Source organism: Agrobacterium sp. AGB01 (assembly GCF_014851585.1).
Lineage (GTDB): Bacteria > Pseudomonadota > Alphaproteobacteria > Rhizobiales > Rhizobiaceae > Agrobacterium.
In genome coordinates, this window is sequence record NZ_JACVAB010000005.1 from 239,539 (window position 1) to 264,848 (window position 25,310).

24 protein-coding genes are annotated in these 25,310 nt (G+C 54.2%); 13 read left to right on the forward strand and 11 right to left on the reverse strand.

The features are described 5' to 3' along the window. Positions 1-2: 2 nt before the first annotated feature. Both ehuC and ehuB read right to left on the reverse strand, forming a co-directional pair. Positions 3-674: an ectoine/hydroxyectoine ABC transporter permease subunit EhuC gene (gene ehuC / locus IB237_RS18350; protein WP_192490136.1), complete on the reverse strand. Its 672-nt coding sequence runs from the start codon at positions 672-674 to the stop codon at positions 3-5. A 65-nt stretch (positions 675-739) separates the two neighbouring features. After that, positions 740-1,609, reverse strand: coding sequence for an ectoine/hydroxyectoine ABC transporter substrate-binding protein EhuB (ehuB, locus tag IB237_RS18355; protein WP_192490137.1), 870 nt, complete (start codon positions 1,607-1,609; stop codon positions 740-742). Between the two features lie 408 nt (positions 1,610-2,017). Between ehuB and IB237_RS18360 the strand changes: the two genes are divergently transcribed. Next, entirely contained in the window at positions 2,018-2,500 is a 483-nt protein-coding gene (locus tag IB237_RS18360; RefSeq protein ID WP_192490138.1) for a MarR family winged helix-turn-helix transcriptional regulator, read from the forward strand. A 431-nt stretch (positions 2,501-2,931) separates the two neighbouring features. Here IB237_RS18360 and IB237_RS18365 read toward each other — a convergent pair whose 3' ends face one another. The 5 genes from IB237_RS18365 to IB237_RS18385 are packed head-to-tail and all read right to left on the reverse strand — an operon-like array spanning position 2,932 to position 7,822. After that, the gene (locus IB237_RS18365; RefSeq protein ID WP_192490139.1) at positions 2,932-4,392 is read right to left on the reverse strand and encodes an aldo/keto reductase; all 1,461 of its coding nucleotides are present in this window, start codon (positions 4,390-4,392) and stop codon (positions 2,932-2,934) included. A gap of 4 nt (positions 4,393-4,396) precedes the next feature. Beyond that, complete coding sequence (locus IB237_RS18370; protein ID WP_192490140.1) at positions 4,397-5,368, reverse strand: branched-chain amino acid ABC transporter permease; 972 nt, start codon at positions 5,366-5,368, stop codon at positions 4,397-4,399. Continuing rightward, positions 5,365-6,276 carry a branched-chain amino acid ABC transporter permease gene (locus IB237_RS18375; RefSeq protein WP_192490141.1) on the reverse strand — a complete coding sequence of 304 codons (912 nt, stop codon included), beginning with the start codon at positions 6,274-6,276 and terminating at the stop codon, positions 5,365-5,367. Before IB237_RS18375 ends, IB237_RS18370 begins: the two co-directional genes overlap by 4 nt. After that, positions 6,273-7,016 (reverse strand): ABC transporter ATP-binding protein, encoded by a 744-nt coding sequence (locus IB237_RS18380; protein WP_192490142.1) that lies wholly within the window; start codon positions 7,014-7,016, stop codon positions 6,273-6,275. Before IB237_RS18380 ends, IB237_RS18375 begins: the two co-directional genes overlap by 4 nt. Beyond that, positions 7,013-7,822 (reverse strand): ABC transporter ATP-binding protein, encoded by an 810-nt coding sequence (locus IB237_RS18385; RefSeq protein ID WP_192490143.1) that lies wholly within the window; start codon positions 7,820-7,822, stop codon positions 7,013-7,015. The genes IB237_RS18380 and IB237_RS18385 overlap by 4 nt, the downstream gene beginning before the upstream one ends. A 113-nt stretch (positions 7,823-7,935) precedes the next feature. Here IB237_RS18385 and IB237_RS18390 point away from each other — a divergent pair, with 113 nt between their 5' ends. From IB237_RS18390 to IB237_RS18415, 6 genes are all read left to right on the forward strand, one after another. Beyond that, positions 7,936-8,673 carry a GntR family transcriptional regulator gene (locus IB237_RS18390; RefSeq protein ID WP_192490144.1) on the forward strand — a complete coding sequence of 246 codons (738 nt, stop codon included), beginning with the start codon at positions 7,936-7,938 and terminating at the stop codon, positions 8,671-8,673. Continuing rightward, positions 8,666-9,016 carry a TIGR04076 family protein gene (locus IB237_RS18395; RefSeq protein ID WP_192490145.1) on the forward strand — a complete coding sequence of 117 codons (351 nt, stop codon included), beginning with the start codon at positions 8,666-8,668 and terminating at the stop codon, positions 9,014-9,016. The genes IB237_RS18390 and IB237_RS18395 overlap by 8 nt, the downstream gene beginning before the upstream one ends. Positions 9,017-9,026: 10 nt before the next feature. Beyond that, entirely contained in the window at positions 9,027-10,073 is a 1,047-nt protein-coding gene (locus tag IB237_RS18400; RefSeq protein WP_192490146.1) for an aldo/keto reductase, read from the forward strand. A 2-nt stretch (positions 10,074-10,075) separates the two neighbouring features. Further along, positions 10,076-11,335: an ABC transporter substrate-binding protein gene (locus IB237_RS18405; RefSeq protein WP_192490147.1), complete on the forward strand. Its 1,260-nt coding sequence runs from the start codon at positions 10,076-10,078 to the stop codon at positions 11,333-11,335. A 654-nt stretch (positions 11,336-11,989) separates the two neighbouring features. After that, positions 11,990-12,421, forward strand: coding sequence for a BA14K family protein (locus IB237_RS26580; protein WP_371815363.1), 432 nt, complete (start codon positions 11,990-11,992; stop codon positions 12,419-12,421). A gap of 303 nt (positions 12,422-12,724) precedes the next feature. Continuing rightward, the gene (locus IB237_RS18415; protein WP_192490149.1) at positions 12,725-13,783 is read left to right on the forward strand and encodes a ketopantoate reductase family protein; all 1,059 of its coding nucleotides are present in this window, start codon (positions 12,725-12,727) and stop codon (positions 13,781-13,783) included. A gap of 264 nt (positions 13,784-14,047) precedes the next feature. Here the strand turns inward: IB237_RS18415 and IB237_RS18420 are convergent, their stop codons facing one another. Beyond that, the gene (locus IB237_RS18420; protein WP_192490150.1) at positions 14,048-15,085 is read right to left on the reverse strand and encodes a glutamine synthetase beta-grasp domain-containing protein; all 1,038 of its coding nucleotides are present in this window, start codon (positions 15,083-15,085) and stop codon (positions 14,048-14,050) included. Between the two features lie 531 nt (positions 15,086-15,616). On the opposite strand from IB237_RS18420, the gene IB237_RS18425 reads away from it, so the two are divergent. Then, positions 15,617-16,759 (forward strand): esterase-like activity of phytase family protein, encoded by a 1,143-nt coding sequence (locus IB237_RS18425; protein ID WP_192490151.1) that lies wholly within the window; start codon positions 15,617-15,619, stop codon positions 16,757-16,759. A gap of 176 nt (positions 16,760-16,935) precedes the next feature. Here IB237_RS18425 and IB237_RS26585 read toward each other — a convergent pair whose 3' ends face one another. Continuing rightward, positions 16,936-17,121: a DUF1127 domain-containing protein gene (locus tag IB237_RS26585; RefSeq protein ID WP_192490152.1), complete on the reverse strand. Its 186-nt coding sequence runs from the start codon at positions 17,119-17,121 to the stop codon at positions 16,936-16,938. A gap of 438 nt (positions 17,122-17,559) precedes the next feature. Between IB237_RS26585 and def the strand changes: the two genes are divergently transcribed. Then, a complete protein-coding gene (gene def / locus IB237_RS18435; RefSeq protein WP_246788104.1) occupies positions 17,560-18,024 on the forward strand; it encodes a peptide deformylase in 465 nt (154 codons plus the stop codon). Between the two features lie 754 nt (positions 18,025-18,778). Here def and IB237_RS18440 read toward each other — a convergent pair. Beyond that, on the reverse strand, positions 18,779-19,984 hold the full coding sequence (locus tag IB237_RS18440) for a cytochrome P450 (RefSeq protein ID WP_192490154.1): 1,206 nt from the start codon (positions 19,982-19,984) through the stop codon (positions 18,779-18,781). Positions 19,985-20,508: 524 nt separating this feature from the next. After that, complete coding sequence (locus IB237_RS18445; RefSeq protein WP_192490155.1) at positions 20,509-21,009, reverse strand: cupin domain-containing protein; 501 nt, start codon at positions 21,007-21,009, stop codon at positions 20,509-20,511. 412 nt (positions 21,010-21,421) lie between these two features. Between IB237_RS18445 and IB237_RS18450 the strand changes: the two genes are divergently transcribed. The 4 genes from IB237_RS18450 to IB237_RS18465 all read left to right on the forward strand — a co-directional run bounded on the left by IB237_RS18450 (position 21,422) and on the right by IB237_RS18465 (position 25,109). Continuing rightward, positions 21,422-22,198: an alpha/beta fold hydrolase gene (locus tag IB237_RS18450; RefSeq protein ID WP_192490156.1), complete on the forward strand. Its 777-nt coding sequence runs from the start codon at positions 21,422-21,424 to the stop codon at positions 22,196-22,198. Positions 22,199-22,442: 244 nt separating this feature from the next. Beyond that, on the forward strand, positions 22,443-23,651 hold the full coding sequence (locus tag IB237_RS18455; RefSeq protein WP_192490157.1) for a cytochrome P450: 1,209 nt from the start codon (positions 22,443-22,445) through the stop codon (positions 23,649-23,651). 250 nt (positions 23,652-23,901) lie between these two features. Then, positions 23,902-24,450, forward strand: a complete 549-nt coding sequence (locus IB237_RS26590; RefSeq protein WP_192490158.1) for a DUF1127 domain-containing protein — start codon at positions 23,902-23,904, stop codon at positions 24,448-24,450. A 92-nt stretch (positions 24,451-24,542) separates the two neighbouring features. After that, complete coding sequence (locus IB237_RS18465) at positions 24,543-25,109, forward strand: cytochrome c (protein WP_192490159.1); 567 nt, start codon at positions 24,543-24,545, stop codon at positions 25,107-25,109. The last annotated feature ends 201 nt before the right edge of the window (positions 25,110-25,310 follow it).

The following is a 25,310-nucleotide window of genomic DNA, read 5'->3' on the forward strand; positions in this document are numbered from 1 at the left end:
GATCAGCTCCTTCCTGTGCGCCAGCGGCTCACATAGAGTTCCACACTGCGCATGATCGCCGTGAGGACCAGGGCCATCCCGAAATAGGCAAACAAAAGCATTGTGTAGATCGTCGTGCTGTCCTGGGTGAAATTACGGATCTGTTCGGCGCGAAAAGCCAAGTCGCCGAGGCTTATGAGCGAAACCAGTGCTGTGTCTTTTAGGTTTTGCACTGCGAGATTTCCGAAGGAAGGCATCATTTCCGGCAGCGCCTGGGGTATAATGACTGTCAATAATGTCTGGCGCAGCGTAAAATTGAGCGCTCGCGCAGCTTCACGCTGATCCCGGTGCACGGCCACAATAGCACCACGCACGACTTCGGCTCCGTAGGCGCCTATGTTCAAACCGAGCGCCAGAACACCAGCGAGTATGGGGGGCAGGCGCAAATCAATTCCGATTGCCATACCTGCCAGCGGCAGCGCGAAATATAGCCAGAACAATTGCACCAAGAGCGAGGTGCCGCGAAATATCTCGATATAGGCAATAGATAAAACCCTGACGGTCACAAATCTGCTCAGTTTTCCGATTCCCGCCAGAAATGCGAGGATTGCACCCAGCACGGTGGAATAAACGGTCAACTGAATTGTAACCCAGGCTCCCTCGAGAAGCGGTCCGAAATATTCGGTCCAATGCATCGAATGATCCTTAGACTAAGATTTTTTGGCCCCGGAAGTTGAGCTTCCGAGGCGCTTTAACAGGATTAATTTGACACAGAGCAGAGTTCCTGTGTGCTGCGTTTGAGTGAGCCATCCAGATCGGATTGAGTGAAACCATAGGAGGTGACGATCTCCGCCCAGTCTTCAGTCTTCTTGATGTCAACAAGCGCCTGATTGACGGCATCACGCAATGTCACGTTGTCTTTTGCAAAGGTAAACCCGCCCCAGCTGCGCACGGCCTCTCCGTCAACGACCGGGTCAGTAAAGTTTTCTGCAAGTTCGACGCCATTATTCTGCTCAGCCAGGTTGCCGACCGTGAGACTTGTCGCGGCATATGCGTCGGCGCGTCCTGTGGATACAGTCGATATGGCATCTGCGTTGGCCGAGATGGTGACAAGATTGGCTTCGTCCACGCCAAGTTTCTGCATCATCTCAAGCTGGTCCGCGCCAGCCATAATTGCCACTTTCAGATCGCCGTTTTTGGCAAAGTCCTCGAAAGCATGAATGTTCTTTGGATTGCCACTGGCGACCAAAAGACCTTCGCCGTAAGACGTGTTCGGATCGGAAAAAAGGACCTGGTTGCACCGGTCTGGCAAGATCGCCATTTCTGCGGCGACCATATCAAAGCGGTTCGCCTGCAAACCAGGGATAAGAGACGAGAAGTTGGTGGCAACCCATTCAATCTTTTCGACGCCCAGCTTTTCCATGATGACCTTTGCCACATCTGGACCGGCGCCTTTTGCTTCACCTGATGGGTCGACATAGCCATAAGGAATTTCATTTGCGACGGCGATACGCACGGTTCCGCTTTTTTTGATCTCTTCCAGGGTGGCGGCGTTGCCGGGATTAGCCGCCAATGCTGTCGTTGCGGCTAGTGTCAGCAGGGTCAAAACTTGCTGTGAAAATTTGGTCATACACGTCTCCTGATTTCATGCTTGGATGGACAAGTGACAAAGCTGATTTCGTCGCCGCATTTCCATCCCGCGCGGTGCGCGCGTGCCCGTAGTCGACAGGCTGTTCCAATGTGTAAAATCTGAAAAAAGCAGATTTCTGCTTTCGATAACACGCCATTTATTTAGATTAATCGAACTAAATATCAACCACAAAAAAGCCGCAAATTAAACTTCGATTCTCTAAAGTATCGTCTAAATGCCTGAATAGACGGACTTTTATCCTCGTATATAATTTCAATCGTTTCTATTTTTTGATTTGATGCTCGATAATGCTTAGCTTATCTAAGGATGTGGAGGGCATGTAAATGCATTCCTATTGTCTTTGGTTCCCTCTAGAGTTACAGCGCAGTGAACCGACAGGGAAAAACGATGGAAGATCGTACCAAGCTTGCACTGACAGCAATTCGAAAAATCTTGCGCGCGTCTGAGCTTAATTCAAAAGAGCTTATGCTAGAAACGGGCCTGACGCCGTCACAACTTATCTTCATGCAGGTGTTGGACGGGCAGGGTGAACAGACCGCGGGTTATGTTGCTGCTCACATGGGGATCACTCAGGCAACGGCGACTGCTCTGTTGAAAAAGCTGGAAGCCATCGGGATGATCCATCGCCGCCGCGGCGAGCGAGATCGCAGACAAGCTCTCTTGTCGATCACAGATCATGGCCAGAAAATTTTGGCCAAAGCGCCAAATGCGGTGCATGCCGAATTCCAGAAACATTTTTCCCGGCTTAAAGATTGGGAGCAAATGACACTTGTTGCGTCGCTTGAACGGGTTGCAGATATGCTTGACCCGGATCATGACGATCCGGCCGCAGTGTTTGACCATATGGTGCATTTATCTGGCGAACCATAATTCGCTATTCGGCATTGGCCCGTCCCGGTTCCGTGGGCTCGCGCATATGAGGTCTGCTCTACAAAAAATCGGCCAAGCGCGGTAGCGAGCAGGTGTGCGAAGATGTCTTCCGGCCAACAGGCTGGAAATTACGTATTTTTTACGTTGCGAGCAGAAAGGTCACGAAGCGTGACGCGCATGGCTTCGTTGCCATCGTTGTGGATGGTTCTGTACCGATAGTACGAGAACACACACAGGCGTCAAGACAGCCAGTGCTGGCGTGATGGCGCTTGCTGTTGGAGGCTCGTTGCAGCCACTGGAACCCTAAACCTTGCTCCTGCAGGGGCAAGGCCTGACATCAGCGGGGGTGGAGCCAGAAAACCCTTGGGCGCGCCCATCTGGTATCCGCGATGCAACTGTTTTGCCAGGCGCGACAGGGATTATTATCGGCTTCAGTCGCAGATCGCTTCCACCTCGATCTCAACCTCGTAATCCCCGATCAGATTGCCGGCCTCGATCAGTGTATTGGCCGGCAGGACCAATGAAAAGGCACGACCATGAGCCCGGGAAACTGGTTCCCACTGATTAGCATCGCGCAAGTAGATTCGGGTTCGTACAACATCCTCCATACTGCCGCCCAGCGCGGAGATGGATGCTGCGATCTTATCAAGAATGTAGGTGGCCTGTGCGCCAGCATTTTTGGGCGCAACACATCGGTCCGCGCCATGGGTCGCTGTTGTGCCGGAGACGAGTATGCGACTGCCAATCCGGACCGCGCGGCTATATCCAGCGATCGGCTCCCAGATGCTGCCCGACGATACACGGGAACGACCAGGTCGGCCGGGGACAGGGACTGCGGTATAGATAGACGGGATGGCGTCCAGATGGTGACTGAGATCGCCAGATGCCGTTAGGAACGGTGGCTTGCGGTATTCATCGCCGCAGTCACCAGGAATGGGATGTGTTTTTGCAAAAGCTGCGTTAAGGGCCGCATGGTCCTCACCATCCAGCGCGAAGGAAAATACCTTCAGATTATCGTCACGATGCTCGTTTTCTCCGATCCGCGCGCCGACGATGGCCGCGGCGACAGCATTATGTTCGAGGACCCACCGGCTGGCGACATTGGAGATCGAGACACTGTGTTTGACCGCGATACCGGAGGCCGCCCGCAAAATGCCTTGAAACGCGTCCCACCCGCCGGCGGTGTCAATGAAGCGCTTATACTTCGAGCGGCTCCAGTCGGGGATGTTGACGGGTTCGGGCCGGTCGAGCCATTTTTCGGAGAGAAAACCGCCGCAAAGTGTGCCATAGGCCAGCAGCTTGACACCGCTTTTGGCGCAGAGATCGGACAACGCTCCGGCCGCCCGGCGATCAACGAGAGAGAACGAGACCTGATTGGTGGCGATCTCGATACCATCGGCCAAGGCCAACGACAGATGTCCGGCGTCGAAATTGGTCAGTCCTAACGCGCCGATCAGGCCCTCTTCGCGAAGGCGCTGCATTTCGTGAAGGGCGTCGAGCCATGCGGGGTGCTCAAAACTCCACCAGTGAAACTGAAGCAGATCGATACTGTCGACCCCTAGTCGGCTCAGGCGTTCCTCAACGCCGCGTCGCACGACATCCGCAGTCATCGGGCCGGGCTCGGGGCACCACTTGGTAAAAGCGACTGGTCTGGCGTTGCTGTCATAACGCGCCAAAAGACGTCCGGTAATCACTTCGGCCGAGCCATAATGATCTGCCATATCGAATGTGTCGAAGCCGTCGCGCGTGTAGGCTTGAAGTGCATCGGCGCCCTTGTCCGGGTCGATTACCGTGCCGTTCTTTTCGATATCGGCAACCTGCCAGAGCCCGCAGACAAGACGGCTGATTGAGAGGTCCTTGGTGATCGCGATGCGATCGGGCCGCTTTGCCATGGGTCTATTCCTTAGATTTTGCCGCGCGCTTGCGCGTGAGAGATGCAATTGTGTTCGACGCGCCGAGAATGCCGCGAGGGCGCAGGAGCAGGATTAGGCAAAGACCTACCCCGATCATGACAATCTGCAGTGATGCAGCGCGCGCCTGCTGCTCCGGCGGGACGAAAGCGGAAACAGTTGCGGCCGACAGCGCCCAGAGGCCCCAAACGATCACCGCGCCAAGAATGGCGCCGCGATTGTTGCCGGAGCCACCGACTATCAGCATTGCCCAGACCTGGAAGGTCAAGATCGGTAGATAGTTGTCGGGTGCGATGAAGCCGATGAAATGCCCTTGTGCGGCACCCGCCAGCCCCATGATGGCGCCACCGATGGTAAAGGCCTGCAGCCGGAAGCGCATCGGGCGCTTGCCCAGCGCCTGCGCGGCAGCTTCATCCTCTCGGATAGCCCTTAGCACGCGCCCCCACGGGCTTTTGGCCAGATGCTGGAGTGCGAGGTACAGTGCCAATACGACGGCGGCCATCAGCGCGAGATTAGAAAGGCCAAAGGCAAGCGGATCGCCGGCCAGATCGCCAAACGGACGCGGAATGAAACCGATACCGAAAGCGCCGCCTGTGAGCGGCTGCAGGTTGAGCACGCAAAGCTGCACTGTGACGGCCACACCGAAAGTGGCGATTGCCAGATAATCGGACCGAAGCCGGATGGTAAGCGCTCCGACCAGCCAGGCGGCTAGGCCTGCGAAAAGCGCGCCTCCGATCCAGCCGATGGGGATTGGCAGGTCGAAGCCGCCGACACGACCGGCAGCATCAGGTGTGGTCAGCAGGGCCGAGACATAGGCGCCGATGGCCACAAAAGCGGCTATGCCGACGTTGAACAAACCCGTCTGGCCCCACTGCACGTTGAGACCGAGGCACATGATGGCATAGGTCAGTGCCATCGTGAGGAAGAAGGCGGAGTAGGCAATCAGGTCCAGGCTCATGTCGCCCTCCCGAACAGTCCGCGTGGACGCAGAAGAAGGACCGCAACAAGGATCACGAAGGAGACCGCAGCGCGCCATTCCGCGCCGATCATTTGCACGGCCGCAGCCTCTGAAATCCCGACGATCAATCCTGCGATCATGGCACCGGGTACGCTACCGATGCCGCCGAGGATCGCGGCGGCAAACAATGGTAGCAACAGGTCATGACCCAGATAGGGCCGTATCTGAACCAGCAGCCCGGTCATGACGCCCGCGATGCAGGCGAGCGCTGCACCAACGAACCACACCCAGCGAATTACCCGGCGTACATCGACGCCGGCAATTCCCGCTAGTGCGGGGTTTTCGCTGACAGCCCGCATCGAGCGGCCAACATCAGTTCGCGTCATCAGCAGGTGGATGGCGATGACGGCAACGAGAGAGACGCCGAGCGATAGAAGCTGATCGGGCGTTGCGCGCAGTCTGCCAATGATCGGAACGGCGATTTGCAGTGCCTTGGTGTAATAGGCAGGTTTCGAGGTGAATATGAACTCAAGCAGGCTGCGCAGGGTAAGCGAGGCGCCAAAACTTGCCATCACCAGAATGATAACGGCGCTGCCGCGCGCCCGCAGGCGGCCGAACAATACCGCGTCCACGGCGAGTGCCAAAGCACCTGTGAGGATGATTGCGAGCACGGTTGAAAGCGGCAGAGACCAGCCGAAGGAGAAGGGCCCGACAGGCTTTGTCAGAGTGGAGAAGAGCAGGCCGAGGCCGCCGCTCACTGCGAGCGCCAGATATGCCCCCCAGGAGAGAAGCTCGCCATGGGCAAAATTGGCAAAGCGCAGGATCGAGTAGGTCAGCGTGACGCCGATGGCGCCAAGGCCAATCATTGCGCCGGCAATCAGGCCATCCGTCAGGAATTGTGGGTTCATGGCTGCGGCGCCTCATGTTGCTGCGATGTGCCGAGATAGAGCTTGGCGATCAGAGGATCGTCAAGTAGGCTTGATGCATCTCCTTCATGGCGGATTTTACCTTCGACCAGAATGACGGCGCGATTGGCAATCGAAAGGGCAGCCTTGACGTTCTGCTCAACCAGAATGACGGTGACGCCGCCGGAATTGATTTCCTGCAGCATCGCAAAGACTTCCGCCACGATCTTCGGCGACAGACCGGCCGATGGTTCGTCGAGAATGAGGACTGGAGGATCAACAATCAGCGCTCTGGCTACCGCAAGCATCTGGCGCTGTCCGCCGGAAAGCGCCCCCGCCAGCCGCGATGGTTTTGTCATCAGATCGGGAAAGCGATGGTAAAGAGCAGCGATTTTTTCAGCGCGGATGGGCTTTGGCAGGACGGCGGCAGCAAGCTGGAGGTTTTCGTGAATAGTAAGCGTTGCGAAGATGTTTTCCGTTTGGGGTACGAAGGCGAGGCCCTTTCCGATCTTGCGGTGGGTAGTAACGCGCGTGATGTCGCTCTCCCCCAGGAAGACGCTGCCGGAATGCACAGGGACGACACCGGCAATCGCCTTGACGAATGTCGACTTGCCGGCTCCATTGGGTCCGAGAAGCACCAGCAGCTCCCCGGGGGCGACTGACAGGTCTACACCACGCACGATCGGCAGGTCTGGTTCATACCCTGCGACGAGCGCTTGGGTGCGAAGCGCGGGCGCCGTCATGCTGCAATCCCGAGATAGGCATTGATCACGTCGGCATTGGCAGCCACTTCGGCAGGTGTGCCTTCAGCCAGAGGTTTGCCGAGCGCCATGGCAACAACGCGAGAGCATAGCCGCGAAACCATGTCCATGTTGTGCTCGATCAGCAGTATGGACTTGCCCTGCTTGTTGAGATCGATGACCCGCTCCATGATGGTTTCGAGCAGGGCTGGGTTGACGCCCGCTGCAGGTTCGTCAAGCAGGATGGCCTGCGGGTCGGCCATCAGGATGCGGGCCAGTTCCAAAAGCTTGCGCTGGCCACCTGAGAGCACTTTTGCCGGTTGGGCCTCCAGGCCTGACAGCGTAACAAACTCCAGCAGGCCCCGTGCTTTTTCGATCGCTAGCTTCTCTTGGTTTCGGACGTGACCGAACCGCAGGAAATTCGTGAAAAGACGCTCGCCGTCCTGGGCTTGCGCCCCGGTCATAACGTTTTCCAGCACAGTCATTTCGAGGAAGGGCTTTGGGATCTGGAAGGTGCGCCCGACACCGCGCCCGATGCGCTGTTCAGGGCTCTCTTGGGAGACGTCGAGGCCACCGATCCAGATTTCTCCCGATGTCGGCCTTAGACTGCCAGCAATCAGATTGAAAAGCGTTGTCTTACCGGCTCCATTTGGACCGATCAGTCCCAACATTTCGCCAGCTGCGAGTTTTAGCGACATGCCCTCGACGGCCGTATGGCCTTCGAAACGCTTCACGAGGTCGCGTGCATCGATCACGGCCCGCAGATCGGGAGCATTGGTCACGGGGGCTGATGACGCGGAAGAGTGCATGAACGAAAGAAGTCTCTTGATTTGATCGGTGATGTTTGATCAAACTTTACCTCATGAAGAAAATCAACCCAAAAAAAGTTGTTTCAGGCGATGCAAATGGGACGGTAATCAAGATGAGTATTGTTTCTGAGGCCAGCAGCTTTGATCGCGGTGATGCACTTGCGCCGGTTGGTCGCGAGACGCTGCAAGATCGCGTCTACACGCAGCTGCGCAATTCGCTGATCAATGGCATGTTCGATGCTGGCGACATCTTGCGCATTGTCGATCTTGCTGAACGGTTGCAGACCAGCACCATGCCCGTGCGCGAGGCGCTGGGTCGGCTCGTGTCCGAGCAGGCGCTTGAATCTTTGCCAAACCGGTCGGTGCGCGTACCGCTTATCACTCGCAGTCGCCTCGATGACCTTGCCCGGGCACGTATTCTGATCGAGGGGCAAATGGTCGCTCTCGCATTGCCAAACTTGACAGCCGACGACTTCGCCGTCCTCAAGCAGATCAATGTCGACTGCGATCTGGCTTTCGAGCAGCACGGCAAGGATATCGGCCACGTCACCTCTGCGCTGAACCAGCGCTTTCACTTCCACATCTATCAGGCCGCACGCTCGCCGGTACTGATCCCGATCGTTGAAAGCCTCTGGCTGCAGTCGGGGGCGATCATCCGCAAGGCGGCGCATATCCATGATGAACAGGGCGGACTGGCGGCGACCAACCACCACTGGTCCATGATCGATGCGCTGGAAAGACGCGATGTTGAAGGGGCGACGCAATCGCTCACCAACGACATCAGCCGATCTTTCGATCTGATCCGAGGGCGACTGGAAGACGAGGTAGGGAAAGGGCACAACCATGGCTGATCCGTTGGATGACGGTTTCGACCTTTTCGACCTGCGCATCGATGTGGTCTTTCCCGAAGGCGGGGCCGTCTATTGTGGAGCAAAGCCCGGTGATCACTTCGAACTGCGTGGCGAAATGCTGCACTTACCGCCCGGACAGGGCATCTCCATTTACTCGCTGGCATCCGTTTTGCCCTTGCTGGCCGCAAAGCAGCGTGCGACCCATCGCAACGACTGGATGACGACGGATACCGATATCGCTTGCCCCGATCCGAATTGTTCCACCCGGCTAAGGATCATCCGTACGGGTCTCCGCCGTTTCAGCCACGCCGCGACGACAGCGGTTCCCTTGATAGCAGAATAGGCCAGTAGACATGCAACGCATCACCATCGCCCCCGGTTATGAAATATCGCGCGTCATCCGTGGCGGCTGGCAGCTGGCGGGCGGGCATGGCGCGATTGATAGCGAAAGTGCGATCGATGACATGATCGCTTTTGCCGATGCAGGCATCACCACATTTGATTGCGCTGACATCTATACTGGCGTTGAAGAGCTGATTGGCCGCTTCCGTCTGGCCTATGGTAACCAGCGCGGCACCGAAGCTCTGTCGCGCATCCGGGTGCACACAAAGTTCGTTCCTGATTTGGCCGTTTTGCCAGTCATCACAAAGGCATATGTCGAGGGCGTCATAGATACCTCGCGCGAGCGCCTCAATCTTGATTGCCTTGATCTCGTCCAGTTCCACTGGTGGGCGTACGATATTCCAGGCTGGCAGGAGACAGCTGGCTGGCTAAAGGAACTGCAGCAGGCCGGCAAGATCGGCAAGGTCAGTGCTACCAATTTCGATACCGATCATATCGAGGCGATCGTTGCATCTGGGGTGTCGTTCACTTCACTTCAGCTGCAATATTCGTTACTCGACCTTCGCCCGGAAAAGCGAATGGTAGAGCTCGCTGCCGATAAGGATTTTTCGCTGTTCTGCTACGGCACGGTGGCCGGCGGCTTTCTCGGTGATCGTTGGCTGGGCCAGCCGGAGCCCGAACATCCGCTCGAAAACCGTTCGCTCACCAAATACAAGCTGATTATCGACGATTTCGGCGGCTGGGAGCTGTTCCAGGCCCTGCTGTCGACACTCCGCAAGATCGCTGATCGGCATGATGTGGATATCGCGACCATCGCCAGTGCAGCCATGCTGACCAAGCCCGGCGTGGCCGCTGTGATTGTTGGTGCGCGCAACCGCGACCACCTGCCGTCCAATCTCGCCATCGCAAATGTCAAACTTACCGACACCGACCTAGCAGAGATCGAGTTGATCCTGCGTCAAGCCAAAGAGCTCGAGGGTGACGTCTATACGCTGGAGCGGGACCGGGAGGGCCGTCACGGCAGCATCATGAAATACAATCTCAATAAAGGGGAATAAAAATGGGAACGAAATTTCTGCTTTCAGCCATTGTTGCAGCACTGGCGGCGTCCACGGCACCAGCGTTCGCAGCCGATTGCGATATCACTGTTGGCCTCGTCATGGAGTTGACAGGGCCTGCCGGCGAATACGGTCAGGCGGGGGCAAAATCTGTCGAGATGGCTTTTCGTGACTTCAACGATGCCGGTGGTGTCGATGGCTGCAAGGTGGTCGCCGATACGCGAGACAGCCAGAGCCAGGGCAACGTCGCCGTTGATCAGGCAACGCAGCTTGTCAACATTAAGAAGGTGCCGGTTATCATCGGGGGTATCATCTCGTCGGTGTCGATCCCGATTTTGACCTCGGTCACAGCTCCGGCCCAGGTCGTGCAGGTTTCGCCTGCTTCGTCCTCACCGACGCTCACCGAGCTTGGCCGACAAGGCAAGACCAATGGTGTGTTTTTCCGCACAATCACCTCTGACGCCCTGCAGGGCACTGCGGCTGCCAAGTATGCGATGGATCAAGGCCTGAAGAAGATCGCCATTATCAACGTCAACAACGATTTCGGCGTTAACATGGTGAAGGAGTTTACCACTGCCTATACGAAACTAGGCGGGACCATCACCTCGACGACGCCTTACAACGAAAAGCAGTCGAGCTATGCTTCTGAAGCCAGTGCTGCGATGGCGGGCGAGCCTGATGCGCTTTATCTTGTCAGCACGCCGGTGGACGGCGCAACGATTGCACGCGCCTGGATTTCCGGCGGCGGCAAGCAGACCTTTCTCTTAAACGATGGCATGAACTCCAAGGACTTCGTTGAAAGCGTGGGCGCGCAATATCTCGAAAATGCCTACGGCACGTCTTCTGGCACAAGCCCTACGGCATCGACGGAGTATTTCAACAGCAATTACGAAGCCTTCTCTGGCGGTATATCCCCATCTGCTCCGGCAGCTGATCGTTCCTATGATGCCGGGGCGATCGTGGCGCTGGCTATTGCCAAGGCAGGCAAGTCGGATGCCGCTGCCATCAAGGCTGCGGTGCCGGAGGTTGTGGCCGATGGAGGGACACCGATTCATGCCGGCAAGGAAGAATTTGCCAAGGCGCTGCAGCTTATAAAAGACGGCAAGCCGATAAAGTATGAGGGCGTTATCGGTCCTGTCAGCTTTGACCAGTATGGCGATATCACAGGCCCGTTCCGCCTTTGGAAAATTACTAATGGTGAAGTGACGACAGTCGGAGAGTTGAGCGCAGAAGAGGTCACAAAGATCAAAGCGTCGAATTGATCACTTGGGCGGGCTTGGCAGAACTGTTTCAAGCCCGCACTCAGGCCACCTTTCGACTGGCACCAGCGCCTCGTCTGCACGACGTCTCTCGAGAGCCTGCCAACTTGAAGCTCAAAGTCTGCGCGACACGCGACAGAACTGCAGTTTGATCAAGGGCACTCGCGCTCGGGTCGGCGCATTCGCACAAGACGACGGTGTGCTTTACAAGTAAATATGCCACCCCAGTCGGGCGTCTGGCATTCGCGGCTGCGCGCAGAGATTGCTTTAGCGGGGGTATCCGTAGCGAATCTGCGCTGAAGGGACCAGTGACCCCTGGCTGAGTTTCAAGCGTTCCGCCTTGTGGCGAAGAAAAGTGAACGCCGTGACAAACCGCGTTTGTAATCGGGAACAATTTTTCCGCAAAGGCATTTGCGCCTGCAAGATAATCGGGCCGTCGATACCATGCGTGAACTTCTCACAAGCTTGCTTCTTGTCTCCTGCCTTCTTCCAATGACTGCTGGCGCTATGAAGGTGTCATCTCACATGATGCAGTTTTCGAAACCGCATGCTTTTACAAATCTTGACGATGAACCGCTTTGGACATCGCAGGTAAGGCGTGTCGATCTCAGCGACCAATCATATGAGCGACTTCCAGCTCGCCTTTCTTCTTTTGCTATGGCCGCCGACGCCAAACCTGCTAGCAGCGCGAAAGCTGTCAATCGCTTTTCCATACCTCAAGAATTGGCAAACGAAGGCGAATTATCAAGTGCGTCGCCGGTCAAAGCGCAGAGTATAGATACCGGCGTATGGTGCAGTTCGCGCTACCGCTCTTACGATCCTGGGAGCAATACCTACCAGCCATACGGCGGAGGACCTCGCCGCACCTGCGTGCCTCCGACCGGAATGCAGGCACCCGAGCACATAGCGGGTGTTCGAGATGCAATAGGCCTGGACGGAAATGCCCGGTGGTGTATGGATCGATATAGTTCCTATCGGGTAGAGGACAACACGTACCAGCCTTTCACAGGAACTCGAAAACAGTGTCTTGGGCCCGGGTCACAGTCCGCCAGCAACGCCGTAGGCAATTCTTCCGTTGCACAGTTCTGACAGCCTCCCTATTCAACTAGGTTTTACGCAGGGACCAGTCGCTAGAGCGAAACGCTGATCGTAGGGTGGGCACCAGCCTCCTGTACAGGTGAAAAGCCTGCTTTCCACGGTGACATCGAACAGGTGTTTTTAGTGCCGCCATTTCTGCGGCAGCTGGGAAAACGTTCCGCTGCCACCCATGCTCTACAGCGCCATCCAAAGGGGACGCGCTATTTCGACTGTAGCGTATTGCCTGCATATCGAAACAAACGATGCATGTGAGCAGCCGATCATCCAGTCTCTACGATAAGGAAGGACTGGCTCATGAAATCTCTCGGATACAAAACCCGCATCTGCGTGGCTGGGGCTGGCGCTATTGGCATTACGCTCGCGGCCAGATTGATAATTGGTGGACATAACGTTGGACTGATCGCCAAACAAGAAAGCGTTGATTTCATTCGCGAGAATGGTTTGCGCCTTGACGACACTGAAGGGCATCATGAACTTGAGGTAGACATAGGGGTCTCGGCAGATTTTCACAGAACCGACCTTCTTTTCCTTTGCTCGAAGTCGCATGATCTACCTGCTCTTGCACAGTCAATTGCTCATCTGATTGGGCCTGATACGACGGTGGTTCCCGTCATCAATGGGATACCCTGGTGGTATTTCGATGGAATTGATGGCGCGCGCGAAGGAAAGACCATATTTTCTGTCGATCCGCAAAACGTCCTAAAGAAGATAATTCCGTCTCATCAAGTTATTGGCACCACCACGGTCATGACGGCTCAGCGTATTGATCGGGGCTCGGCGGTCACATTCAATCCACTCCAGATGACGATAGGTGAGCTGAACAATCGGAGGAGTTGGCGGCTGGAAGCTATCGCCGAGATCCTGCGGCAATCTGGAATTACAACGAATATCGCGTCGCGAATACGAGATTCTGTGTGGACCAAAGTGACGAGGAATCTGATTTCCAACCCACTTACCGCTATAACTGGTGCCACGTTAAGAGAAAATTTTGGAGATCCCTATCTTTCAGACATCAGCCGTAAAATGCTCTATGAGGTTCTCCCTGTTGTCAGCGCGTACGAAGCTAAACTCGAGGTCGAACCGGAAGCCATACTTGAGATGGGGAAAAGCATGGGCGATGTAAAAACGTCGATGTTGCAGGACTACGAACGGGGTCAACGTCTCGAATTATCAAGCATTTGCGACGCTGTTCTTGAGCTGGCGGCCCTAGAGAGAATTTCGATGCCCGTTGTTCAGACGATTTCCAACGTTGCGCGTTTTCGCAACGTTCAGAACGGTAAAGTCACTGCTGCACCTCCTGTCGCAGCCCTGAATGGCGGGTCTGGGCAACTGGAACTCTCGCAGAATCCATAAGGATCCTCTACAGCTGCCACGCTCCTTTTATCGGCGTATGTGGCTGTTTGTCAGCAGAAGGCAATCGGGCAGGTTGAGAGCGCCCCTGAATTGCGCGGAACCATAGATATTTTTTTATTCTCTAAAGAACAATGTGCCATTTCGTTTAAACCGTCAGGCAAAACAAGGCACTATCTAAAATGAGACGCAAAAAATAACCCCCTTTTTTATTCTGCTTGAAGTAAAAAAGGCGAGGCCGGTTGTGACCGTGCCTCGCCAATGTTTTCAAGCCACTGCGGATTTCGTCCAACCCGGTACCGTGGCGATCGTCTTCAGAACGACAGATGCGATCTGGTAAGGGCAACCCTGCGAGTTCGGGCGGCGGTCTTCCAGGTAACCACGGTAACCGTTGTTGACGAAGGAGTGTGGAACGCGGATCGACGCGCCACGATCAGCGATACCGTAGGAGAACTTGTTCCATGGGGCTGTTTCGTGCTTGCCGGTCAGACGCAGGTGGTTGTCTGGGCCGTATACGTCGATGTGCTCCTGCCAGTTCTTGGAGAACGCGGCCATGAGGGCTTCGAAATATTCCTTGCCGCCAACTTCGCGCATGAACTTGGTGGAGAAGTTGCAGTGCATGCCCGAACCGTTCCAGTCGGTGTCGCCGAGCGGCTTGCAATGGAATTCAACGTCGATGCCGTACTTTTCGCAAAGACGAAGAAGCAGGTAACGAGCGATCCAGATCTGGTCAGCGGCCTTCTTGGAGCCCTTGCCGAATACCTGGAATTCCCACTGACCCTTGGCCACTTCGGCGTTGATGCCTTCGTGGTTGATGCCTGCTTCGAGGCAGAGGTCGAGGTGCTCTTCAACGATTTCGCGGGCGATGGAGCCGACATTCTTGTAGCCAACGCCTGTGTAGTATGGGCCCTGCGGAGCTGGGTAACCCTGCTCAGGGAAGCCAAGCGGACGGCCGTCTTCGTAGAAGAAGTATTCCTGCTCGAAGCCGAACCATGCATCTTCGTCGTCGAGGATGGTCGCGCGGCTGTTGGATGCGTGTGGCGTAACGCCATCTGGCATCATGACTTCGCACATGACGAGCGCGCCGTTGGTACGGGCTGGATCAGGATAAATGGCAACTGGCTTCAGAACGCAATCCGAGCTGTGGCCTTCGGCCTGCTGGGTGGAGGAGCCGTCAAAGCCCCAAAGCGGAAGCTGCTCGAGTGTCGGGAATTCGTCGAATTCCTTGACCTGCGTTTTGCCACGCAGGTTTGCTACCGGCTTGTAACCATCGAGCCAGATGTACTCGAGTTTAAACTTAGTCATTGCGTACCTCCTTTGTTGAGGAGTGCTTTGTGATGGTTATTTGCTTCAGGCAGATTTCTTGCCGAGCAATCAAGGTTTCAGACGTAATTTTCTTGGCAAGAACGCTCGCCCTTGAGGCTCCATGACGAGCGTCGTTCGTCCTGCTCCGCGACATGGCGATGAAATCATTTGGTATGCAGGCGCATCGCGCGGGCATTAAATCCAGGTGGGGCACAACGCAGAATGCAAGGCCGCGTTTCATTTGAAGCCCGTGTCGGGCTTTTGTGAAATCGACCATGTCTGAAGATTGGAGATGCTTCGACGTCGCCAACTTACGCGGCATAGAAGGCACGCGCTGAAGGCGTGCCGTTCCACCAACCATGTATGCGCGCCGACAGCAAGCTATGCCAACCGTTCCCTTATAGCGAATTGAACGCCGGTTTCGTCAGCCAGTGTGTTGTTCAGTACGGCACGCGCTTGTTCCGCTTTCGATCATCGTGGAGGCAACTTTTAGTGGCGCGGATCATCAACTGAAACAGATTGGAACCTTTCATGCATAAACGTTTAGTCCATTCCACATTTGTTGCCTTGCTGTTGGGCGCTTCAACATTGCACGCAGATGAAAACTTCCCCGTTAGTTCCACGCCTTGCCCGTTTGGAGAGTGCCAAGCATCGATCTCATTTACATATCTCGGTGACTTCGTCATTCCCACCGGCAGCACGGAATATGGAATTGAGTTTGGGGGGATATCCGGCATTGACTTCGATGCGGCCAGTGGCCGTTACATTGCAATAAGTGATGATCGTTCCGAAAAAGGTCCGGCCCGTTTCTATGAGCTTGACATCGACGTCAGCCATGACGGCTTAAAAGGTGTCCGGGTAAACAAACATATTGCGTTTTTGAACACTGAAGGGGACGCCTTTTCCAAAGCGGAGGTGGATCCCGAGGCAATTCGGATCAGCCCGGATGGAATTTACTGGTCCAGCGAAGGAGGTGCCAATCCAATGAACCCTCCATCCGTTCAAGTTGCCTCAAGAAGTGGGAAATTTATCCGGCAGTTTTCGCTTCCTGCGCAGTTTTTTCCGACCGCCGACAAAGCCCATGGAGTGCGGGAAAATCTTTCGTTCGAAAATTTGGCAGTTGCCCCGTCAGGAGATGTATTTGTTGGGACTGAGGCTGCACTTTTTCAAGATGGTGACGTGGCAAGCCTGACAAAGGGCAGCCTTGCGCGGATTATCAGATACGATGGCTCAACTGGCACACCCAAGGCCCAATACATCTATCCGGTATCGCCTATTCCTCAGGCGTCGGACAGTGCAGACGGAGCAAACGACAACGGTGCCTCAGACATGATAGCGCTCAATGATCGTTATCTTCTGGTCGTCGAACGCAATTTCTCTCAGGGTTTTGGAAATAATATCAAGGTCTTCATGATTGATGTTGAAGGGGCGACTGATGTTTCAAACATCACGTCACTTGCTCAGACCGCTGAGCGAATTGTACCCGTTCGCAAATCCCAGGTGCTTGACCTGCGCGCAATCGGTTTGACGCCCGATAATATTGAGGGCATCGCTGTTGGTAAGGCGAAGGATGGGACTGATGTAATGATCTTGGCGGCTGACAACAATTTCTCTAAGCGCCAGAAAAGCCAGTTTTTTGCCTTCAAAATCGATCTGCCTAAGATGGGTGGGTAGGCGGATTCGCGCAAGCGTCGTAGCTGAGTTGATCATAACGGCCGATGCGAAGATCGTGGTTCGTGCATGAATAGATTATCCCGGATCGCAATATCCGGGATAATCCCAGGTGAATTCCAATATCATGATATGCGATAGCTCAAAGTGGCGGCAAAGGGTGTTCGGTGTAGATAGGCCTAGTGTCCATCACGCCCACGACGCACGATATATTCAATATCGCAACGGCCTACTCCAATGTCGCGAAGCATATGGTCATCCAGTTCTGCAAGATGGTTTGCCGCATTTCGCAACCTCCACCTGCGCTCGACGCCAGCAATGATTTGCCCGAGTGGCCAGAATAATTTCGAATTTTGAGTTCTCATCACGCTCTCCCGCGCATTAAAAATAATCTGAATGCACAAATGATTTGCGCCAGACGATCAATATTTAGGCGAGACGTGCTGCTCACTCGTTTCACGAGCTGTATATTTGATTGCATTTGTAGGAAGGGCTCCAGCATGGAAATCGCACAGTGCAGGTCGCACTCCGGGTCTGCGGACTTGGGCCATTCCGCCTGTATGATCAAGAAAACACTGCCGTGACAGCCTCGCATTTGAAAATGTGTTTTGGTGGCGCTGTAGCCGATGTAACGCCACCTGCGCTGCGGCCACGGAGCAGGATAATCCTATCTCATGCGCACTGGATGACTGCGGGCAGCGTGGCGCCACCCTGTTTCAGCTGTAGTCATATCCAGGTTTTTCAAAATCCCGTTTCCGCAATGGGGAGAGAAAAACTGCTTCTTGGCAATTAATCCTAATGCGATGGAGCAAAAGCTGGCTGTAAAGAAAATAGTATCGTCACTGGACAGTGTCCTACGCCAGGTCTCTCTGCCTGTGTCAGGAGACGACGACAGCATAGGTCGGCTCGTCAGAAATATGTGTGACACAATGTGTGCTGCGGGAGGATCGGGATTGTCTGCTATCCAGATCGGTATTCTCAAGCGGGTAATTATCGTCGATCCAACTGGCAGTGGCCTGCGGCAATCTCAGCCCTTCGTGAACCCGCAGATCATTGAGACCGCTGGTGATATGGTCACCGCGCGCGAAGCCTGCCTGTCCATCCCTGGGGTAATAATAAATGTTACGCGACCAAGTAAAGTGAGGGTCCGATATTCTCTCCTCACCGGAGAGCAGCGCGAAATCATTGCAGAGGGCGATTTGGGGAGAGGAATTCAACACGAGATTGATCACCTCAACGGAATACTAATTCTGGATCACAGAGAATGAACAACGGCGTGACCGGTCGCCGAATGTCTCGTTGTCACCGCAACTGTCTAAATGACATGTCGCCGGGTCAAATCAACGGCTGCTCATCCGGCGTGACATCCACATGCAAAAAAGTGTGCAGCTCTTGTTCGATATCGATATATGGAGGCTCGATACTGTTGCCTTCAACGGTCGTCCTGTCTGGCATTTTGACGAGCGTTTTTTGCGACCGGTGGTTTTTCCCTATGCACACGGTCGTATTTGAACATAGTTTTAAATGACGGTTTCGGCTGGTTCGCCGAGGGTTTTGATGCCTTTGCCCGTGACTGTGTCGGGTAGGTGAGGCTGAAGGGAAAAGGCTCGAAAGCCGAGGTAGGTGCAGCGGTAATGGTAGTCAGTACGACCGTCAGAGCAGTTAACTTCATTGTGACTCCGGTAATGATTTGTAATATCGAGATTGTCGGGAGGAACATTTTGCTCCTCAAAAAAAGCAGCACCGTTTCAGAATTCAACTGAACGGATTACGCTTGTAACGCCCGCTTTTTCACACTGTTCTTTAAGCAGATGTGTTGTCGCTCAGTTGATCGCGGACCAGAGTGACAGGAACTGTGCAACCAGCCATGGCCGCAGTCCTTATGCCTCGATCGCAAGAACTTAGTGACCAGGCACGACGGGACGTGTGGCTGGAGAACAGCGATATATGTGTCCGACGAGGCTCTCGCCGGACTTGGGAGTTCATGGAATAGCGGCACTCATAAGAGGGAGCCTAGTCCATTCAGACTGGCCAGCTCACGCAGAAACAGCTTGGGACCCGGATGAAAACATGCCCATTGAAGACAGGAATATCCTCAAGCCGAAGCTTCGGCAGCCGTTGCGAAAGGACATGCAGGCATTCTTCCAGTTCGATGCGTGCTAAATGATCTGCTACGCATCGATGCGGGCCCGCACCGAAGGCCAAATGCTCTCGAGTGGAATCCGCACGTCTGATGTCGAATATGTCAGGGCGATGGTAAACTGTCTCGTCCCTCAATGCAGATAATGTTGAGAGTATTACCAGGGCCTGCGCAGGAAGTGTTTCTCCCTGCAATTCAATTTTCTCCGTAGTCAGCCGCACCAGTCCCGCGATGCCCGGCTGGTAACGCATAGCTTCATCAACGGCTGCGGGGATGAGGTCTGGATCATCACACACCGAATTCCACTGGCTTCGATTTAAAAGGAGAAGGGAGGTTTGAGCGACAATGGACGCTCGAACAGACTCCGTTCCTCCTATGATCAGTTGAATGATCTGGATAGCAGCTTCAAGCGGTGGCACGCCTTCGGCAAAACAGGCGCTTTTGAACGCGGCAATGAATGCCTGATCGTCGGCCCCATTTGGCTCTGCGATTTTTTGCATCAGGAAGTCGCGTAGGAAATCCATTGCCTCTGACGATCTTTTGATGTCTGCTTCGCTGGATGAAGGGCTGAAGAAACGACTGAGTTCGCGAATGTTGACCATGAAAGAACTACGTTCCTGGTCGGACACTCCCAGTAGGCCAGCCAAGGCGAGGACAGGAATTTGGTCGGCGAAATGGCTGACGAACTCGACCTCTCCGTCCTCATATACTGCGTCGATCAAACTTTCAGTGGCGTCGCGGACATGCGCTCGCAATTGCGTTGCCACAAACATCGATAATGAGCGCGATATGAGCGAGCGACGTCTTTCATGGTGTGCACCATTCGCCGTCAACATTCCGTGACTGAAAAACTGGTGCAGACTTCCTTCAGACACCCCTCTGGAGTCGGGAATGGCCGTCTCTGTTGAAACGAGGCGCGGATCATTGCTCAACCGAATAACATCGGCATGGTGCAGCACAAAGAAGCCGCCACCTTCATATTCAACGATACGATGATTAGGCCTCTGCCGGGCAAATGCTTTGTGAGGGTCTGAGTCCAGTTCCGCTACGGTCAGCATAATATCTCCATGTGTGATGTAATTCATCATGAGGTGTCACGAATAATACCTGGATTATCATATTTATCAAATTTGCCGATATTGCTAATTTTTTTGTGTTTCAAATGTAACCCGGGTCGGCCAGTTGCCAGATAAGCTTGGCGAAGACCGAGCAAGGACTGACGGTCTCAAGAGGCGCTCATGAGGCTGCATGCTTTATCCACGCGAAAAAAAAGCCTGGTTGCCCAGGCTTAAGTTCGAGGTATAACCTCTAGGGGAACAGGATCACTGGATGTCTATACAGATCACCTGATGCTCAATTACGTTTGCGAGGCGCTTGAAGCAAACGTTTAGTAGCTTCAAGTGTAACCTTCCTGTTGTATATGTAAGCGTCGTCTTGCCGACGCTTCAGTCTTCGATGCGCTGCTGCCACCAAAATGGGGCGAGGGTGCATGAGAATGCCAGTTGCGGGCAAGCTGATCAGCGTTAATAGGTGCTTTGAGCCGCTTAAATACATGCCCTATAAGGCAATGTTGGAAATGGACCGATCTCAGCCAGCCCATTTATTGTAGGGGTCATCGACTTGGACGAGGTGACATAACAGAATAAATGTTATCGAAAGGTGGTGGCCCAACAATCGTCGAGCCGCCATTTTCGGCTGACTCAGCGATCGCTGATAGATCGCCACCCTCTAGGGAGCCGATGAGCCTGAATGCCTGTTCCATATGTCCCGGGGAAAAAATGATCAACATTCTGGCAGGATTGTCTGACAGATTACACCATGCGTGATGTGCGCCGCGCTTGACTGTTGCAGAGTCCCCCGCTGACAATGTCACACTCTGGTTACCATTTGTAAGGTGAATACTGCCTTCAAGAACAATGAAGTGCTCCTCCTCGTTGGCATGAGTGTGAACGGGTACACCGTTACGTGACTCCGCAGTGACTTCGATCATCGTGTACAGGCCTCCGGTAACCGCGACAGAGGTACGGATCGTGAACCGTTCACCGGGGGTGACCTCCCACCATTCACTGTCGTCCCCAGGGCACTTGTTTACCATTTTTACCGACGTATCCATTCGAATTTCCTTTCGAGTATTGCATGACACTGCGTCACGCTCATTCCGGTGTTGAAAGGTCGGCATTGCGTTCCGGTTACAAAACTTGCCCATAACGTTTCCATTGAAATCGGTTGCAAAGGTATGTGACCGTTGACTGTGGCCGCGAATGTACTGTTACGGCCTCAGCGACACCGTATCGGGTGTCCTTGAATGTAGTGTCGATTGCTGCCGCTACAGATCAGGCGACCATTCGAAAAATAATGCGTGAGTGCCGCTTTTGTTTGAAATCGTTTCCTGAGAACCTTTGGCTGGAGCGGCAACGCGAACCAATTCACACAGTTCTCGAAAAAAGGAGTTGACTGAGATGGCGATGTCTGGTTTTATATAGTTATCGCGATAATAGTTATCGCATAACAACGGAGTGATGCAGATGACCGACAACAAATTCCTCACAGCTGCCGCCGCTATCGCTATCGCCGCCGCAGGACATGCAACTTCAGTATCAGCAGCCCAGCCCGTCAAGAATGTCGTCCTCGTCCACGGTGCATTCGCAGACGGTTCGGGATGGCGCGGCGTTTACGATCAACTCACCCAGCGTGGCTACAAGGTAACGATTGTCCAGAACCCCCTGACTTCTCTTGACGACGATGTTGCCGCGACAAACCGCGCACTCGACCGTCAGGACGGCCCAACCATTCTTGTCGGTCACTCCTGGGGCGGTACCGTCATCACGGAGGCAGGCATTCACGCCAATGTCGCTGGCCTGGTGTATGTGTCGGCCCTGTCTCCAGATGCTGGTGAAACGACCGGCCAGCAATATGAGGGTTTTGCCCCAGCCTCCGAATTTGTGATCGACAAGGCCGATGACGGCTTCGGTTTTGTCAGCCCCGAGAAATTCAAAGCCGGGTTTGCCCATGATGTCAGTGATGAAGATGCTGCCTTCATGCGAGACTCCCAGGTTCCTATCAATCTGGAGGTGTTCGGCACAAAGCTCAAAAATGCTGCCTGGCGCACCAAGCCCAGCTGGGCTGTCATTGCCACAGAAGACAAGGCCTTTGATCAGGCGATGCTCATTCACATGGCTGAGCGGATCAAGGCGAAGATTACCAAGGTCTCAGCCAGCCATGCGCTGTTCATGACACAGCCAAAGGTTGTCGCAGACACGATCGATGAGGCCGCCAAGACAATCCAGAACAAAGCCAACTGACAACAACAAAGCAAACTGACAACAGAAACGTCAAGCGAGTGCAAAAATGCACTCGCTTGAAAACACCAATGCATTTTCCAGACTGACGCTCTCCACGATCGATGATCTGCCACCGGCAAGCTGAGCTCGAGCCAAGGTCAGCGTAATGAACTCATGTCAAATGCAATAGATTCAGGCGTCCTTGTAATGATCAGAAAGTACTGCCGGATCAGAAGGGTGGCCCCTCTCATCCAAGGATCTACATTTGACATATTATTCGATGATGCCAACTCCGCCAGTCCTTACATACGCCGAGCTTAACTCCCGACCCCACCAAATCTTTGCAGAATATCGTGCAAACATGCCGTTCCTGAAGCGGGAGGATGGAGCATATCTCCTTTTGCGCGGGGAAGATGTTCAGCGTTTCGTCAAGGACCCACGCACCAAACAGATTGAAACTGAATATTTGAGCGCTCGTGGAATAACCAGTGGACCGATTCTGGAGTTTCTGTCGAAAAGCATGTTGTTTTCGAATGGTGACGTACATCGCCGACGACGTCAGCCAATGACCAAGTGTTTTTCTTTCCGAATGATGGAGGCCCTACGGCCCAAAGTACGAGCTTTGGCAGGAAATCTGCTATCCAAACATTTGCGCGAAGATGGATTGAAATTGCGCGATGAATTCGCGGCTCAAATACCCGCTATCACAATTGCTGCGATACTTGGGATTCCCGCGTCGGATGTCCAGCATTTCACCGCATTGGTTTATCAGGTGTCCAGGGTGCTGACCACGTCTTGGACTGACCAGGACGTACCGGAAATGGAAGCGGCAACTGCCATTTTCATATCGTATTGCGAAGAGTTGATCGCGGAACGCCGCAAGTCGCCGAACGACGATTTTATTTCCGAATACGTTGCTAACGTGGATAGAGAGGGCGAGCTTTCACCTTCTGAGGCAGTCATGCAACTCGCTAGCGTGATCTTGGGTGGAACAGATACCACACGTGCGGCAATCGTGATTCAAACCGGATTGTTGCTTGGACAATCCGACATCTGGCTGCGATTGAAGGAGGATCGCCGCCTTATTGTACCTGCTGTTGCAGAGTGCTTGCGACTGGAGCCCGCTGTGGGATCGATCCCACGCCTCGCAGTGGAGGATATAGAAATTGCCGGCCACGTAATACCGCGTGGAAGCATGCTTATCTTGTCCACCATGTCAGCTCTGCGTGATCCCTGCGTCTTTCCTGAGCCGGATGTGTTTTCACTCGAGCGCAATCGACCACGATGGCATCCTGTTTATGGCGACGGCGAGCATCGTTGCCTTGGACAAGCCTTAGCGCAAATAGAACTGGAAGAAGCATTGGGTGCCTTACTCGATTGCATGCAGGAGTTGCGCTTGGGGGATGCGTCGTTGCGCGTCAGTGGACATGCAGGCATCAGAAACGTTGACGAATTGATTGTCAGCCCCGCTTAAAGCATATCGCGATAAAGTTGAGTAGGATCAACACTGTGAAGACAGGCGCACTTTCTGCAAGTGCGCCTGTCCTGTTTTCAAGGACGTCCACAATACACGTTCAAAAGACGGCGCTTTGCGTCAAATCAAGCGCAAATTGTTCGGCGGCACATGCGATTACGTCTGTAATCGAGTTGTCTGATATCGCAATCTTGCAACAAATACAGATGGGCAATGTCAAGCGATCAAAACCGCTTGGAGCGCCCTATTGATGAATACGAACTCTCGCAACGAATCACTGTACGGCTGCAGATCTATTTGGTCTCACCGTGCAAAACGACTGACGCAGACTCTTACAGCACCACTGTCTTGGTGGAATTTTCAGCGCAAAATTCGCCGTCAAATCGAGCAGTTGCGGTTACTCGATGACCATATTCTTCGCGACTTGGGCATGAGCCGTCAAGAAGTTAGCTGTCTCGGCCTGCCTTTAGAAGATGTCGGGAAAGTGAGGCGTGTTGACCACCCTTGGCTGGTTGAACGGCAAAATAGAGAGAGACGCTCTTTTTCAGAAGACGATTTCTCCTGTGTCGGCCACGAGACGGGCTTGGTTGGGTCGGTTCGTACTAACGAGCGTGCTGGAAGTCATAGCGACCAGCATTTAGACCCCGCTCACGTGTCTCGTCCGTCGCTCTGTTTCCGTTTCTTTTCCCTTTTTGGCCCGGCAGCCTGTCTGGTTTATCCCGTGTCTGTCTCTGCGCGAGATGCAGATGAACGGGGCGGCGAAAATTCCTCCATTTCGCGGCGACAAGGTCGTGAATAGGCGGTTGTCCGATTTATCCATCCCAAGCGGCTAGCGCCCCGCCAGCCACAACGCCTCACTGGCTGTGTTTTTCAACCAGCACTTTGATCCATATGACAAGAGATATCAAACCGATGAAATTACCCAGCTTCTTCACCTTTTTCAGCTCTTGCGCCAGCGTGTGCGTGCTAACGACATGTTTTGCGGGGATTGCTGGAGCGACAGACAAACTAAACCAGCAGTTGGTGAGCCGTGGTTACTATCTCTCTCAGCTTGGTAATTGCGAGCACTGTCATACGCCCGGGCATTTTCTAGGTAAACGTGATCAAAGCAAAACACTGTCTGGGTCCGACGTTGGTTTCTGGGACCCCAATCTCGGCACTGTGATCGGCCCTAACATAACACCTGATGATGAGACGGGGATCGGTACCTGGACCCCACAGGACATTAGATTGGCCCTTACAACAGGGGAGCGTCCCGATGGCCGACTTCTGTCTCCGGTCATGCCGTGGGCTGATTTAGCTCAACTGCAAGAACCCGATATTCTCGCGCTTGTGGAATATCTGAAATCTCTCAAGCCGGTGAAAAACAAGGTGCCCGGGCCATTTGGTCGCGCGGAGGCAGTTCCCGTTCACACGCTGCGGTTGGTGCCTCCTGATAAAGTAAAGCAACAGCAGTGATCTGCGCAGTGAGACCAACACGTGTGACTGGGCGGCTTAGTTTAGTCCAACTCAAGTCTGCCAAACACGCGTGTCCGCGCCTTGGGTCAACTCGCGTGGATGTCATCCTTCAGGACGGGGGTAAGCACACTGAGCCTTATCGTATTTCAAGAGATCCATGGCTTTCAGTTGTAACCCGATTTTCGGAATCCGAAACAGCGA